This window comes from Chitinophaga agrisoli (assembly GCF_008386695.1).
GTDB classification, from domain to species: domain Bacteria; phylum Bacteroidota; class Bacteroidia; order Chitinophagales; family Chitinophagaceae; genus Chitinophaga; species Chitinophaga agrisoli.
The window spans coordinates 1,352,557-1,368,561 of sequence record NZ_VUOC01000001.1 but is presented as its reverse complement, the minus strand read 5'-3'; the positions used below and the strand labels follow the sequence as shown (position 1 = coordinate 1,368,561).

Sequence of the window (16,005 nt, the reverse complement as noted above, 5' to 3'; positions counted from 1 at the left end):
CACTGCCTGACTTATATATTAATAACCCGGGTTCTGCACCATTTTGGTATTGGTATTCATTTCGTTGGAGGGGATGGGCCAGGTGTAAGACTTTGCATCGCTCCATTTGATGGCGCCGCCTACCAGGGTGGTGGCATAATAGGCTGCTTCGCCACTGCCGATACGCCAGCGGCATACATCGAACCACCAATGGCCCTCGCCAAATAATTCTGCCCATCTTTCGTAACGTAATGGGTTATTGGCCAGGTTGGGATCTGCGGCCATGGTAGCGCTGGTCAGGGTTGCATAGTCTACCGGAGAGGCGGCATTTACAGGGTAGTCGTAGGCCCTTCTTTTTACTTTGTTAATGTATTCCAGGGCTACGGCATTGTTACCACCGCCGTTCATATTGGCTTCTGCGTAGAGCAGGTAAACATCTGCCAGGCGCAGCAGGTAATAGTTAGCTGCATCTGCAGCGGCCTGCCGGTTAAAGATGGTGTTATCGTATGTAACGAATTTGCGCAGGCTCCAACCGTAATAGTTGGGTTTTAGCGCATTGTCGATGGCGATGTATTTTACCACCGGCCGCCAGATGTTGCCATCGTTACTGGCAGAATCGAGCCAGGGCTGCATGGCGGATACGTACAAGCGGGGATCTACTGTTTTATTGGTCCGGGCAGCCAGGGATTGCTGGCGGTAGGCAGGATCCAGTACCTGCTTTGGATTAGTGTAAGAAGGGTCTTTACTATTATCAAAAGCCGGATTATTTACCAGGGAATAGATGGGCTGTTTAAAGCCGAAGCGGGCCAGGTTCTTATCATTAAAGAACTCGTTGCAATAGCCCAGACCTACGCCGGTACCTTCTGTACCATCGTTGCCCAGGATACAGGGCGACCAGATGAGACCCTGACTGGTGGTAAGGGCGGTAGCGGGGAAATCGAAGATGCCGTAGCCGCCCATAGAGTTACGGTCTACATTGATCTCAAAAAGGGATTCTTCGTTAAACTCATTTGCGTCTACGCCGTTAAAGGCATTGCGGTATTTGCTGAAAGGCATGAGGGTTTTGCCGCTGTTACTGATCACATCCTCCAGTACGGTACGGGCGGCGGCCCAGTTCTGTGTAAATACATACGCTTTTCCCAACAGGGCTTTGGCGCTCCATTCTGTAGCGCGGCCGGTATTATTACCGCTCCATTGCGCGCCTTTTAGCTGTTCTGCGGCGGTTTGCAGCTCGCTGATGATGAATGCCCATACTTCCCCGGCGGTATTGCGCGGTACCTGGGTGGCATCTAAGGAACTGGCCATTTCTGTGATGATAGGCACGCCTTTTTTATCGCCACCGGCGCCGGCTGCGCCTACATAAGCTTCTCCATAAAAACATTCCAGGTAAAAATAATAGAGGGCCCGGAGGAAATGGGCTTCACCGCGCATGCGGTTAAGGTCCGTAGCTTCTGCGGGGGAGCCGTATTGTTGTTCGTAAAAGTCCGCGCGGTCCAGGAAAGCGTTAGTGATCTTAATGCCGCGGTACAGGCCTACCCATAAATTGTTGGCGTAGCTGTTGTTGGTGTTCATGTTATTTACGACAAGCTCTGTCCAGGAGATATCGCCACCATAGGCTAATTCTGCTACGTGCTCACTGCCGGCAAAGTCTTTACACATCAGCTCAAAACCATGCAGCTCCGCGGAGCGCATGTTGGCATAAGCCGGTGTAAGTACTGCGAATAAAGCGGGCAGTGTGGTGGGATAATTGAGGCTGCTGTATACATCTGTACGTCCCACGGTGTCCGGGTCTTTGGTACAGCTGGTCTGTATAAGCAGCGTGATGAGTATAAGGGGGAATATTTTTTTGTACATGATCGTTAGTTTAATGTGCGAATGTGCTGATATGCTAATGTGCTAATAGGAATGCAGCAGATGCGGTTAGAAGGCAAGGTCCAGGCCTACGGAGTAAATGCGGGCATGGGGATATTGCCATACCGCATCTATACCTCTGGCTGTTACAGTGCCGGCCAGTTCCGGGTCAATGCCGGAGTATTTAGTGATGGTGAACAGGTTGTTACCCATTACATAGATGCGGGCAGACCTGATGGAGACCTTATGCAGCCAGGCATCCGAAAAGGTGTATCCTATCTGCAGGTTCTTCATCTTGAGGTAAGCGCCGCTTTCAACGAAATAACTGCTGGATTTGGAGTAGTTGCCGTTGGGATCATTGTTATCGATGCGGGGCTGGTCTGTTACGCCATTCTTATCCAGGAAAGAAGCGCCAAATACTTTGGAGGTCGTATTACCATCAGCAAAAGGAAAAGAGGAATAAGCCTTTACACCATTAAAGATATCTACGCCGGCTACGCCATTGAACTGCATGGCCAGGTCAAACCCTTTCCAGTCCAGGCGGATGTTAGCGCCGTAGATGAACTTAGGATTGGGATTGCCGATAACAGTACGGTCCTTATCGTTGATGGTACCGTTGCCGTCTACATCTGCAAATATGAGGTCGCCGGGGCGGGCTTTATAGCCTTCCTGCTGGGGGTGTTTGTTGATCTCGTCTTCTGTCTGGTAAATGCCTTCTACCTTATACCCATAGAACTGGCCAAAGGATAAACCGGCTTTGGTGATGGTGATGGGCTGGTTTACCATCATGCCAAAGGTGGCGTTGCCATAGTTATTGTTGCCATCGAGGATAGGGTTGTTATTGATGTTATCCAGGTTAAGCACTTTGTTCTTATTAAAGGCGCCGTTGGCGCTGATGCTGTAGTTGAGCGCGCCTGCTTTGTCTTTATAGCCCAGGACTATTTCTACCCCCTGGTTCCTTACGGAGCCTATGTTGGTGTAAAAAGGCGTGGTGATGCCGGAGCTTATTGGGATGGGCAGGCCGTAGAGCATGTTCTTGGTGGTTTTGTTGTACCACTCCACCGTAACAAACATTTTGCTATTAAGTAGCTCCGCATCCACACCTATGTTGCCTTCGTATACGCTCTCCCATTTTACGCTGGAGTTGGGGATAAAAGTAGGTGTAACGCCAATGAAGGGGGCGCCGCCGGGCGTAAAGTTCTGCGCATTCACCGGATCGTAGGTGGACAGGAATTTGTAGCCGCCAATATTGCTGTTACCCAGCACGCCGTAGCTGCCGCGCAATTTCAACTGGGGGATGGTATGTAACAAACCGCGGAAGAAAGGCTCCTCGCTGATACGCCAACCGGCGCTACCGGCGGGGAATACGCCATACTGGTTACCGGGACCGAATACCGTAAAGTTACCATCGCGGCGGATGGAGCCTGAGAGGTAATAGCGGCTATCGAAATTATAGTTTACCCGCGCAAAGGTGGATTTTATGAGCCCGTTGGGATCATAAGCACCGCTTACGGTGGCCTGTGAGGCGGACGTTTGTATAAAGCTGTAAGAGTTGCCGCCTACGGAAGTTTGGGTGGCATACTGGGAGTTAAAAGTAGTCTTAAACTGCTCATAACCTATTACTGCGCTTATTGCATGTTTGCCAAATTCATGGTCAAAAGACAGGGTGTAGTTTGACATGATCGTTGGCTGGTTGATATTGAACTTACGCAACGCATTGATGCTGGTAGCCACCTGTCCGAAGTTATATGCATCCTGGAAATAACTCTGGTTCTCGGAATAATAAGTATACCCAAAGGTGGTGCGGAAGGTGAGGTAAAGCGGCAGCTGTACTTCTGCAAAGGCATTGCCCTGCAGGTTAAATTTCTGGTTCGTGATATGGGCTGTCATGATCTGTCCTACCAGGTTGGGACCGCCAAAGCCTACGGGTGATTTACCCCAGGGGCTTTTAGGATCTGCATCATCATACACGGGCATAATGGGAATGGAGCGGAAGGGCGGATTGATGGCGGTTACTATCTCCGGCTTGGTGCTGCGGCTCCATACATACAGCTGCTCCCCTATCTTAACACGTTTGCCGATCTTAAAATCTGTGTTTACGCGGGCGCCGCTCAGGTAAGAGCTGTTATTGAGATAGATGCCCTGCTGTCCGTTATAAAAAGCAGAGGCGTAATAGTTTACGGCGGGTGTGGTACCGGATACGGAGAGGTTGTAGTTCTCTTCGCGGCCGTTAGCATACAATTCATCTACCCAGTCTGTATTGGGCAGGGTATCTGCATCTACACCAGACAGGTAGGTAGGATTGAGGGTACGGCGGAGGCGTACAAACTCATCCCTATCCAGCAGTTTCATGGTGAGCGGTTTGGTAACGCCATAGCGGGCGGTGAAATTGACGGTAGGTTTACTGCCTTGTCCTTTCTTTGTGGTGATGATGATCACGCCACCGGCGGCAGCGGAGCCGTAGATGGCGGCCGCGCTGGCGTCTTTGAGCACGTCTATGGTGGCGATATCCTGTATGTTGATATTATCGCCGGACTGGCGTACACCGTCCACTATGTACAGGGGAGGCGCGTTGTTCAGCGAGGAGAGGCCGCGGATGATGATGCTGGCGGTGGCATCCGGGGCGCCAGAGCTTTTTACTACCTCTACGCCGGCCAGGCGGCCCTGCAGGGCTTCCTGAACGTTGGTGACAGGCAGGCTTTTAATTTCTTCTCCCCGGGCAGAAGCGACAGCGCCGGTAAGGTCTGCCCGCTTTTGCGTACCATACCCCACTACTACCACTGCATTGAGTAGGGTTTTCTGGGGTAGCAGCTGTATGCTGAGGTTATTGCGGTTGGTAAGGTTCTCTTCTCTGGTCTCAAATCCGACGTAGGAGATCATCAGGGTGGCGGCGCCGGCGGGTACGGTGATGTTAAACGTTCCCCCTGCCCCGGTGGAAGTTCCCTGTTTGCCGCCTTTTACGGCAACAGTAGCGCCAGTTAGCCCTGTGCCGGTATCGTCGGTTACCGTGCCGGAGATCACCCGGTCCTGGGCATAGGCGGTGAAAAAAGTGCATAGCAAAAGCCAGCACAATAGGAACGTGGATGTTTTAGTCATAAACTAACGTTTGGTTGTAATTAGGGATAGATGATTTGGTTGTTGCTGCGGGCCAGTTTTCCTCGTGGTTGTTTCCGGAAGTCAAAGAAAGAGTGGTTAGGGGCGATGGTCAAATTATATGGGGAAAGTATAAGAAATAGTGGGGGGAATGGGGTGCGGTGCGATGATAATTGGTTGGTGCATATTATGTTATGTAAATATTATGAATATTAATATATACCTGATTATAACCTGCTATGTGGATGGTTCAGGGGGATGGCGGTGAGGATATATGCTATGCCGGCAGTGTTCCGCTGTGGGGCTGCGCCCGCCGCGGGTGGTTCGTTCGGCAGGTTGGCTGGAGGAGCCGCGCCGGCCAAGGCCCCACCCCGGAACCTGCCGGCAACGCTGATTGCACGGCTGGCGCGAACCGGGGGGCATTAGACCGCTTTTATTTCCATTACCCGTTTTTCGAGTTCTTTGTTGTGACCTGCCGGCAACACTGTAGGCACGTCTGGTGGGGGACGGGAGCCGGGAACCCGGGGGCCGTTAGACCGCCTTTATCTCCATTACGCGCTTTTCGAATTCCTCATTGGGGACGATGGATTTGTTCTTGATGCGGGTTTTGTAGGTGGTGATGGTGTTGACGGAGTACTGGAGGATATGGGCTATTTTTTCGCTGTCCTGGATGCCCATGCGGATAAGGGCGAATATGCGGAGGTCTGTGTTCAGGAGCTCACCGTCTTTTAGTTCCTGCTGGTCCTCTTCGCGGAACATGTTGTTAAATACGGTGACGAAATTGGGAAATAGCTTGAGGAAGGCATGGTCAAAATTGCTGATCAGCTCTTCCTTTTCTTTACGGAGGTTGATCCTGGCGATGAGGGAACGGATGTCTTCGAATTTACGGTCGGCGACTTTTTGTTCGAGGGAGCGTTTTAGCTTTTCTACCTTATCATAGAACTCGGCGTTGAAGTTGAAGAAGTAGCCGATGTATTTTTCCTTGATCTTATTGGCATCCTGGAGTTTGGCATTGGTATCTGCCAGCTGGCGGTTGATCTCCTGCTCCTTGATATGGGCCTGGGTAATGATCTTCTGGGCCGCCTTGAGCTTCTTTACCTGTTGCAGGATGATAAATGCCAGGCCGATGATGAGCAGCAGCAGGGCAGTGACAGTGGCGGCATAAAACAGGAGCTTACGTTTCTGGCTTTCGACCATATTTAGTTTCTGTGCCTCAATAAAGGGCAGGATGGTGCTTACCTGTACTTTACGCTGGCGGGCGCCGTAAAATACCGCATCTGCAATGGCCTGGTTAATACAGAGGGAGGCGTTCTTTACATCCCCTTTCTTATATAATAAGGAGGCCAGGTTAAAGGCGGCCGAGGTTTCCTTAGTGGAAGACTGTATATCTGCAATAACGGCGATAGTGAGCAGCTGGATGGCTTTGTCTGTTTCGCCACTGCGGATATAGAGGTCGCTGAGGGTGGAGGTGGTAACGGCCAGCTGGTGCTGTGTCAGCGCAGGATTTTGCAACAGGCGGGAAAGCATAGTTAATGCGCCGGCGCTGTTGCCCGCTTTAAGCTCCTTGAGGCCCCTGTAGTAACCTGCCCGGTAGGTGTTGGGCGGCAGCAGGGCCAGGGCGGAATCTATATACTTGCTGCCCAGGATATTGTATACGGGTGTGTGGTAACGGTCGTTGTCAAAATCACCCAGATCATAGTAGTAACGGCCCATGAGGGCGTAGTATTCCGCCTTGCTGCTATCCGGCAGTACGTGGGCATTTACGGTAGAAAGGGAATCGTAGGCCTCTTTATACATACCGGAGGATAAAAGGGAAAAGGCCAGCTTGATCTTGGCGTACATGAGACGGCCGGTATCGTTGATCAGGCGGGAGGTTTCCCAGAGGCGGCGGGCATAATGGTAGGAGGAATCGTATTGAAACAGTTTATATTCCTCATATAACTGGGTATGCAGGTTAAAGCGGCCGGTAAGATCGTTTGTGGGGGTACTGGCAAGCAGGCGTTTAAGGCTGTCTATCCGCTGCTGTTTGCGCGCATCGTATTGGGGCAGATGCTGGATGGTGTTGTTTAGCTGCTCCAACTGGGCGGCCTGGCCATATATGCGGACTGGCACCAGGAGCAATAACAGGCATACAATTAAAAGCCGGTATGGGGAATAAAAAGTGGAATCTGGCCGCATATGGATACATTAACTAACGTGTATCCAAATATAGGGGAATAATCCCTATCCCCTAAAAAGGGGAAATGTGCCACACCGTAGAAACGGAACGGCACATACTAAAATAATCCCTGTATTATAACACCTAGAATTGAAAATATATGAATGCGCTACTGCTTTCCTGGCTCAGGATCAGCAATATGAGCATGGCAGACCATACCGTGCCGGTTATCCACCAGGGCAGCTTATATGCCACATCCAGCACGCGGGTATGGCGCAGCATCCAATGGGCAGCTACCATTAACACGATCACTAGTCCTATCTTGAGTATGGCTATAGTAGCCAGTAATGGCACTGCGCCCTTGGCCAGGCCCACCATAGCGCCCAGGATCTTACCTGCGCCGGAGAAGGTGGTAGCCCGGAAGAAGACCCAGGTAATATTCACCAGGAAGAAAGTAAGCAACGCGTAAAAGAAGCCTGCGCTTGCTTTAGGGGTTACCGCTTCCTGTGTTTCTGTGAGCGGTTCAATGGACAGGGCCTTTTTCTCCTTACGGTCCTGTATAAAACGCTCTGCCCACAGGTACAGCCCGTGTAAGCCGCCCCAGGCCACAAAGGTCCAGTTGGCGCCATGCCACAAGCCGCCCAGCAGCATTGTTATCATGAGATTGATATATGTACGGAATTTGCCTTTACGGTTGCCGCCCAGGGGTATGTACAGGTAATCCCGTAACCAGGCAGACAATGTAATATGCCAGCGCCGCCAGAAATCGGAGAAGCCGATAGCCGCATAGGGCGACTTAAAATTCTGCGGCAGGGTAAAGCCCAGGCAAAGGGCGGCCCCGATGGCACAGGTAGAATAGCCTGCAAAGTCGAAGAAGATCTGTCCGGTGAAGGCCAGCACGCCAGACCATGCATCCAGGGCCGTGAGCGCCAGGGGCGTATTGAACACCGCATCTGCAGAGGCGGACAGCGTAGCATCTGCCAGCACCACTTTCATAAACAGACCCAGTGATAATAAGAACAGGCCTTCTATCAATTGTTTTTTAGTAGCCTGATGCGGGGTCTCGAACTGGGTAGCCAGTTGCGGCGGCCGTACGATAGGACCTGCTACCAGGTGGGGGAAGAAAGTAACAAACAGGGAGAAGTCGAGCAGGGTTGGAATGGGCTTGCTTTCCTTCTTATACATATCGATCGTATAACATAGGGTAGTAAACGTATAGAAAGAGATGCCCGCCGGTAAGATGATATTCGGCTTGGGCGGATGATAACTCCATCCAAAAACATTGACCAATGACACGAAGTTTTCCATGAGGAAACCACCGTATTTGAAGAAACAAAGCATGCCCAGGTTGCCAATGAGGCTTATTACGAGCAGCAGCCTTTTCTTGTGCACATTGGTTTGTGTGTATAAAGCTTTCCCCACAAAGTAATCCACCAGGGTTGACATCCAAAGCAACAGGATAAAAGGCGGGTTCCAGGCGGCATAAAATACATAGCTGGCAAGCAGCAGGTTGATCTTTTTTACCTTCCAGCTGAAGGGAAGGTAGTGCAGTACAAGCACGATGACAAAGAATACGATAAACGTATATGAATTGAAAACCATGATTCAGGGGGTGTTGGTTACAGGTGTTATGATTTTACAAATGATGATGGCAATAAGGTAATAAGCGCCTGGGTGAACTGCCGGGCGCCGGCAAGGCTCAGGTGCGACCATTCCGGGCAAACCAGGTGTTTGGTACTTTCCTGATCCATAAAATGGATGCCTTTACAGTTGGTGGCAGCCAGCAGCACATCCCAGAGTTTTTCCCGCGGGCAGGCAACTTTTTCCATCTCCCAGAAGCCGCCGGAAGAAGGGGTGCGTGTGAATACCACATCTCCACCGCGGGCCCTGATCTTGTTCACCGCATCCGTTACTTTCTTCAGCACATTCGGTACTGTTTCCGGTGGCGGCGGGGGCGCATGTGAGCCCAGCTCCAGGAACCAGGCCCAAACATGCTGTACTTTTTGTTGCAGCACGGTATCCGACGAAAATTCGTTGGTCATAAAAGACTGCCGGTCTGCTGTTACTTTGGTAAACTGCTGTGGGAACGGCGGCACTTCAAATACACCCGGACGGTTGGGTATATTGAGCTTTTTGAACTGTGCATTGAGTGACAGCTGTTGATTGTCCAGCAATACAAGATTCGATTCCAGTAAGCGGTTCAGGTAGAAGCCTGCTTTTTGTGCCGGCGATTCTGTTTTGTAGAAGCTTACATCCCCGGCGGGCTCTTTGCTGTACTGGGGTACTTCACTAAAGAACAGGATCTCCGTAACGTCTACTACCAGCCTGCCTTTGAATGCAGGATCATTGGCAAGGTCCAGTAATACGGGCATGGGCGAGGTACCGTCAATGGCTAACTGTACGGCTGTTCTGCCGGTGGTGTGCTCCCAGGTGGCAACATCCAGATCGTATTTCATTCTGGAGGAGCCAATAAATACAGTTGCTTTGTCGCCATATACGAGGGCTCTTTTTTCTGCCCATTGGGGAGCGGCATCGTCATAGGAGAGCTCGAACCCGGAGGAACGCAGGTAGAGCTCCCAACCGCCGATAACAACGGCGACGATGAATAACATTAATAATGCTGGTCGTGCAAGATTTTGACTTGTCATTTTAAACGGCCAAATTTTACCAGGTGAAAAAATTTATATCGGAGTAGTAAACGAAGGGTTTAGCGAGAAGGTTGCCGCAATCCCCTAATTTGGGGATATGTCTAAAACCGTACAGAACGGTCGTTTCAAGACATTTAGTTTGATCAATGATTGGGGTTGTTGTTTATGGTATTACCGGCTTTGTTCGAGTACGACTACGGAGTTGGTATATTGTTCTGGTGCTTTAAGACGGTTGTTTTTGTACTATCCCAGCAGGGATCCAAAAACAAACTGCGCCTGGCTGTTGGGAAGACTATTGGGCGTTGGGATGCGTATAGGGGCGTTGCAACTATTGAGCGGCAACAAGCGTGTGACGCCAGCCAAGGTTTGTTTTTGGATCCCTGCAGGAGATAGGCGAAAGGGCAAGAGGGGTAGGTAAGAGAAGTAAGATAGCGGCGTTGCAACCATTGAGCACTAACAAGCGTGTGATGCCAGCCAGGGTTTGTTTTGGGCCTTTGTACACTGGCGTTTCACGGACATTGCCGGTTGTCAGGAGCAGCCCCCGCCAGCGAACCTGCTCACTTTGCCTGGTAATTGAGGGACAGGCTTCTGTATGCGTAAGTTTGCATGGCGATGATGGTGACGATCAATCCCACGATGCCCGTAACGATGAATAATAGCGCAATACCTCTGTCAGTGCCGGTACCAAACCAGTTGCCTAATATATCTACGCCGGCGCCGGTGGTCATGAAGGGGATGAAGATAAATTGTGCAATGGGGCCTATCATGAATGCGGTGAGGGGTGATGCCGCCTGTTCTATGCTTTGCGCAAAACCAAAGACACGGCCTTGTCTTTCCGGTGGGATAAGCTTTTGGATGATGGTTTGCTCTGCGGCTTCTACAACTGGTATGAGGCAGAGATAGATAAAAAGCCCGGCGGTGAGCAATATGATGGATGCTTGTATGGTGAAGAAAATGCTGATGGTCCACATAATGATATTGGCCAGGAAAAGCGTACGCAGGGGCCTGCCGCCCAATCCCTTCTTTGAGATCACCAGGCCGCCTACAATAAATCCAAGGCTCAAAAATCCCCATAATATACCCCATACCTGCACAGATACCAGTGATAAACCATAGGCATCCATCAGGGACATAAATACGCCGCCCAGGAAATTATTGAAAGTATTAAAGAAAATGAGCGCAAACAGACCGGGTATGATCCGTACTGCTTTGATGGTGCCGCGTACATCGATATGTTTTGTATTGGTTTCTGCAGTGTGCACGATCTCCTTTTCCGGGATGTTTATCGTCCACAGATGGAGGATCACTAACAGGGAGAGGGCGGTGGCAAATACCAGCATCCAGAAGATGCCCATAAAGCCGATGATCAAACCACTGAAGATAGAGGCTACTAAAAACGATACGCCGTTTACGGTGCCAACGAGGCCATTGGCCTTATCGCGCGTGTCTTCCGGTATGAGGATGGTGACTAATGTGGAGAGCGCGATGGTGCGCATATTACCGGCAATGGCGCCCAGGAGCGTTAGTACAATAAAGGCCCAGAGGGCTATGCTGGAAGGATTGCGGAATACATCTGACGGGGTGGCTAAGTAGATGGCAAATGCCAGTACGTAGAGTATAAAGGAGCAGAGGCTGGAAATGAGCATGGATACTTTTTTCCGGTAGCGGTCTACAATGGAGCCCAGGAAAAAGCCGGATACGGCTATGGTGCTGAGGTAGATGCCAGCCATGATGGAGGTGGCCAATACGGATCTTGTTTCAAGATATACCCAGAAGGTGACGGCAAACCAAACCACCGTATTAGTGAGCGATGCCGTAAGCGAGTTCGCTAAAACAGTATAGAATGTTTTTGTCATACAGATCAGTTTATAAAATGGCTGGACAGAGATGCTACGAGGATGCAGTACTTCCATGAATTTACCAATTATTTCTTTATATTTAGCCAGATCGCATCAGCTATCTTCCCTCATAAAATATTTGAGATGAAAGACCAATCCAGAAGGGAATTCTTTAAAACCGCGGGCTGCCTTACCATCGGTTTTTCCCTTAGCCAACTTCCACTGGCAGCCGCCATGTTACCCACGCAGGAACTGCCTGGCAATCTTAGGGATTATGCAGATATAGACGCCTGGTTACAGGTGCTGGCAGATGGCAGCATCCGGGTGTTTACGGGTAAACTGGAACTGGGACAAGGCATCCGCACGGCAGTGGCGCAAGTTGCAGCGGAAGAGCTGGATATGGATCTTTCCAAAGTAACGGTAACATTGGCAGAAACGGATGTAACGCCTAATGAGGCGTATACGGCGGGCAGTATGTCCGTAGAAAGCAGCGCTATGTCTATCCGTTATGCCGCTGCTGCTGCCAGGCAACGCCTGCTGGAGATGGCCGCTGTACGTTTAAAGGTACCCGCTGCGGACCTGCATATGGATAACGGGACCGTAATATCCGGCAATCAACAACGGTTGTCATTTGCAGAAATACTGGATGGCAAACAGCTGAGTGGCGAGATAAAAATGCCGGTGGCATTAAAGCCTAAAGATCAATATCGTATATCCGGGACATCAGTTCACCGGGATGATGTGGCACTGATGGTAAAAGGCGCGCCGCTGTATGTACAGGATTTGCGCTTTCCGGGGATGTTACATGCGCGGGTGATACGGCCGGCAGCGTATGATGCCAAACTGCAGCATTTTGATGAACAGGCCGTACGGGCCAAAGTGCCAGGCCTGCTGCAGGTGGTGGTGAATGGCAGTTTCCTGGCCGTGATCGCAAAAGTCGAATATGAGGCTATGCAGGCGCAACAGGTACTGGCAGCCCATACGGAATGGTCTGCCGGTACGCCGTTAGCGGGCGCAGACGATCTGCCGGCCTACCTGGCCACCGTGCCGGTACAAACAGAATCCGTGCGGGAAAAAGGCGCAAAACTTACAGCGCCCGCCACCCATCAGGCCAGCTATTTTAAACCTTATATTATGCATGGAGCTACCGGCCCTTCATGTGCCGTAGCCCTTTTTGATAAAGGCCAGCTGTTTGTATGGACGCATAGTCAGGGTGTATACCCATTACGTGCCGCCTTGGCGGAGATGCTGCAGCTGCCGGCGGAACAGATACGCGTAAAAGGCGTGCCGGGCTCCGGCTGTTATGGGCATAACGGGGCTGATGATGTAGCGGCAGAAGCGGCCCTGCTGGCCATGGCTGTACCGGGCAAACATGTACGGCTGCAATGGTCGCGGCAGGAGGAGCATGGCTGGGAGCCTTATGGCAGCGCTATGCTGATGAATATTGCCGCAAAGCTGGATAAAGATGGCCATATTACGCACTGGCAATATGGGCTGCGCTCTGACTCGCATGGCAACCGGCCTGGGGGTAAAGCTGCTAATCTATTGCCCGCCCGCTACCTGGAAAAGGCGTTTAAGAATGACCGGTCTGGCAGTTATAGCGGTGGTGCATATCGCAATGCGGAGCCATATTATAATATTCCTAACCAGCAGGTGGATGCACATTTCTTTAAAGGGCCATTGCGGGTATCGTCTTTACGTAGCCTGGGCGCTTTTGGTAATGTGTTTGCCATAGAGTCGTTTATGGATGAACTGGCGGAGCAAGCAGGGAAAGCGCCTTTTGCTTTTCGCCTGGCACACCTGGAGGATGAGCGGGCGGTGGCTGTGGTAAAAAAGCTGCAGGAGTTGCTGACGAAGGCCACCGGAACAGGCGGGGCCAGGTTATCTGAAGCAGGTACTAGCGGGGCCGCCACCGGAACAGGCATCGGTATTGCCTTTGCGCGGTATAAAAACAATGGCGCTTATTGTGCGGCTGCTGCGCAGGTGCATGTAGATCAAAGCGGAGAAACGCCCCTGATCAGGGTAGAAAAGATGTGGGCAGTAGTAGACGCCGGCGAGATCATCAACCCGGACGGGATCAAAAACCAAACGGAAGGCGGGATGGTGCAGGCGGCCAGCTGGACGCTATTGGAACAGGTGACCTATAACACACAACATGTAACCAGTGTTGACTGGTACGGTTATTCCATCTTTAAATTTAACCAGGCGCCTGCGGTAGAAGTAGCGCTTATTAACCGGCCTGCGGAAAAGCCATTAGGCGCCGGGGAAGCGGTGCAGGGACCGGCAGCAGCAGCTATTGCCAATGCTGTTTATAAGGCAAGCGGCAAACGCATTCGCCACTTGCCTATTACAGCTGAGCAATTGAAAGGATAGTTATCTATACGGCCATTGCTTCCTTGTTATACTTGTTGCGGTACTCCATGGGTGACAGGCCTGTTACCTTGCGGAAGATGGTGCGGAAAGCCTTCACATCCGCATAACCTACATCGTACATTACTTCATTGATGTTTTTACGGCTGGTCTCGAAGCTCTTCTTGGCGGCTTCTACCTTTACGCGTTGTATGTATTCAGATACGGTATTACTGGTGGCCTTTTTAAAACGGCGTTCCAGGCTGCGGCGTCCTAATGCGAAATTGCTGGCCAGCTGCTCTACGGTGATCTTTTCTGCAAAGTTATGTTCGATGAATTCCTGGGCGCTTTTTACGGTCTCATCTTCATGGGCTTTCTGGCCTTCGAAGATGATAAAGGGTGATTGGCTCTGGCGGTCCATGTCTATCATGAATGCTTTGGAGATAAAGATAGCGGTATCACGATCCGTGTATCTTTCTACGATATAGAGCAAGAGATTCAGATATGAGTATGCGCCGCCGCTGGTATAGATGCCATCCTCTTCTGTAATGATCTTATTATCCACCAGGTTCACATCCGGGAACATGTTGCGGAAATCATTTACAAAACGCCAATGGGTAGCGGCACGTTTGCCGTTCAGTAGGCCGGTGCCTGCCAGGAAGAAGGAGCCTATGCAGAAGGTAGCTATCTCTGCCCCTTTTTTATACTGATCTATGATCCAGGGTACGAAACCGCGGTTCTGCTCCAGGCCTTCGCGGGGATCGCCATGGAGGGCGGGGATGATGATGAGGTCTGTTTTGGCTACGTCCGGTACCAGTGCATCGGGGTTGGTGGTGAACAGACCGCTGGGCTGCATGGTAGCCGCCTGCAGGCCTACCAGCTGGATGTTGAAGACAGGCACGCCTTCGCGCTCCATCCAATAGTTATTCACTTCTGAGAAGATCTGATGGGTACCTTCTATGTTCACCATACTGGTATGGCCCTGGGGAATAAGGATGGAAATGTGTTTCATAAAACTAACAGTGTTGTAAGGTGGTTAAAAACTATGCTTCTAAAACAACGGCTTCGCGGTTATATTTGTTCCGGTATTCGATGGGCGTTAACCCGGTGATCTTTCTAAAGATAGTGCGGAAGGCTTTTACATCCGCATAGCCCACATCAAACATGACTTCATTGATGTTCTTGCGGCTGGTTTCGAAATGTTTTTTGGCTGCCTCTACCTTTACGCGCTGAATGTATTCTACCACAGTATTGGCCGTGGCCTTTTTAAAGCGGCGTTCAAAGTTGCGCCGGCCCAGGTATACCCTGGCTGCCAGATCATCCACCGTGATACGGTCCTGGAAATTGCCTTCAATAAATTCCTGCGCCTGTTTGATCAGATCATCCTCGTGTTCTTTTTGACCTTTAAAGATCATAAAAGGGGACTGGCTATGCCGTTCAATATCTATCTGGAAAGCTTTGGAGCAGAATATGGCCACATCACGGCCAGCAAATTTTCCAACAAGATAGAGAATGAGATTGAGATAAGAAAAGGCGCCGCCACTAGAATAGAGACCATTTTCGTCTGTAATTATCTTGTCCTCTACCAGGTTCACTTCCGGGAAGAGGCGGCGGAAGTCGTTGGCCGCCAGCCAATGGGTAGCGCAGTTGCGGCCGTTGAGCAGGCCGGTGGAGGCCAGCAGGAAAGCGCCAACGCAAAGGCTGGCCACTTCTGCGCCTTTTTTGTATTGCTCGCGGATCCAGGGGATAAAACCGCGGTTGATCTCGAGGTTGTTCATCATATCCGCATCGAGGGCGGGGATAATGATGAGGTCTGTTTGTGCCACGTCTGCGATGGTAGCGTTGGTGGCTACGGTATAGATGCCGCTGTAGACAGGCGCCTCGTTGGTGAGGGATACCAGTTGTACGGCAAACAGGGGCTCCCTGCCCATGCTTTGCAGGAAGGCGTTCACTTCTGTGAAGACCTGGCGCGGGCCTTCGATACTGCCCAGAATGGCGCCTTTAGGAACAATAATGGATATGCGTTTCATAGAGGTAAAATTAACCAAAGCCACTGTCACAATTAGCCCTGTTACATGGCGTTTTTACA

The 16,005-nt window shown here is 50.9% G+C and carries 9 protein-coding genes; 1 reads left to right on the top strand and 8 read right to left on the bottom strand.

The window, feature by feature from the left end:
* Positions 1–18: 18 nt before the first annotated feature.
* The 6 genes from F0L74_RS05650 to F0L74_RS05625 all read right to left on the bottom strand — a co-directional run bounded on the left by F0L74_RS05650 (position 19) and on the right by F0L74_RS05625 (position 11,585).
* Positions 19–1,833, bottom strand: a complete 1,815-nt coding sequence (locus tag F0L74_RS05650) for a RagB/SusD family nutrient uptake outer membrane protein (protein ID WP_149836832.1) — start codon at positions 1,831–1,833, stop codon at positions 19–21.
* A gap of 66 nt (positions 1,834–1,899) precedes the next feature.
* On the bottom strand, positions 1,900–4,926 hold the full coding sequence (locus tag F0L74_RS05645) for a SusC/RagA family TonB-linked outer membrane protein (RefSeq protein ID WP_149836831.1): 3,027 nt from the start codon (positions 4,924–4,926) through the stop codon (positions 1,900–1,902).
* A gap of 528 nt (positions 4,927–5,454) precedes the next feature.
* Positions 5,455–7,101 (bottom strand): SusR family glycan utilization regulator, encoded by a 1,647-nt coding sequence (susR, locus tag F0L74_RS05640; RefSeq protein WP_213086898.1) that lies wholly within the window; start codon positions 7,099–7,101, stop codon positions 5,455–5,457.
* Positions 7,102–7,225: 124 nt separating this feature from the next.
* On the bottom strand, positions 7,226–8,683 hold the full coding sequence (locus F0L74_RS05635; RefSeq protein ID WP_149836830.1) for an MBOAT family O-acyltransferase: 1,458 nt from the start codon (positions 8,681–8,683) through the stop codon (positions 7,226–7,228).
* Between the two features lie 26 nt (positions 8,684–8,709).
* Positions 8,710–9,693 (bottom strand): hypothetical protein, encoded by a 984-nt coding sequence (locus F0L74_RS05630; RefSeq protein WP_149836829.1) that lies wholly within the window; start codon positions 9,691–9,693, stop codon positions 8,710–8,712.
* 593 nt (positions 9,694–10,286) lie between these two features.
* Positions 10,287–11,585: an MFS transporter gene (locus tag F0L74_RS05625; RefSeq protein ID WP_149836828.1), complete on the bottom strand. Its 1,299-nt coding sequence runs from the start codon at positions 11,583–11,585 to the stop codon at positions 10,287–10,289.
* A 126-nt stretch (positions 11,586–11,711) separates the two neighbouring features.
* On the opposite strand from F0L74_RS05625, the gene F0L74_RS05620 reads away from it, so the two are divergent.
* Positions 11,712–13,940, top strand: a complete 2,229-nt coding sequence (locus F0L74_RS05620) for a molybdopterin cofactor-binding domain-containing protein (RefSeq protein ID WP_149836827.1) — start codon at positions 11,712–11,714, stop codon at positions 13,938–13,940.
* A 4-nt stretch (positions 13,941–13,944) separates the two neighbouring features.
* Here F0L74_RS05620 and F0L74_RS05615 read toward each other — a convergent pair whose 3' ends face one another.
* A complete protein-coding gene (locus F0L74_RS05615; RefSeq protein WP_149836826.1) occupies positions 13,945–14,928 on the bottom strand; it encodes a GlxA family transcriptional regulator in 984 nt (327 codons plus the stop codon).
* A 31-nt stretch (positions 14,929–14,959) separates the two neighbouring features.
* Complete coding sequence (locus tag F0L74_RS05610; RefSeq protein ID WP_149836825.1) at positions 14,960–15,946, bottom strand: GlxA family transcriptional regulator; 987 nt, start codon at positions 15,944–15,946, stop codon at positions 14,960–14,962.
* Positions 15,947–16,005: the final 59 nt, after the last annotated feature.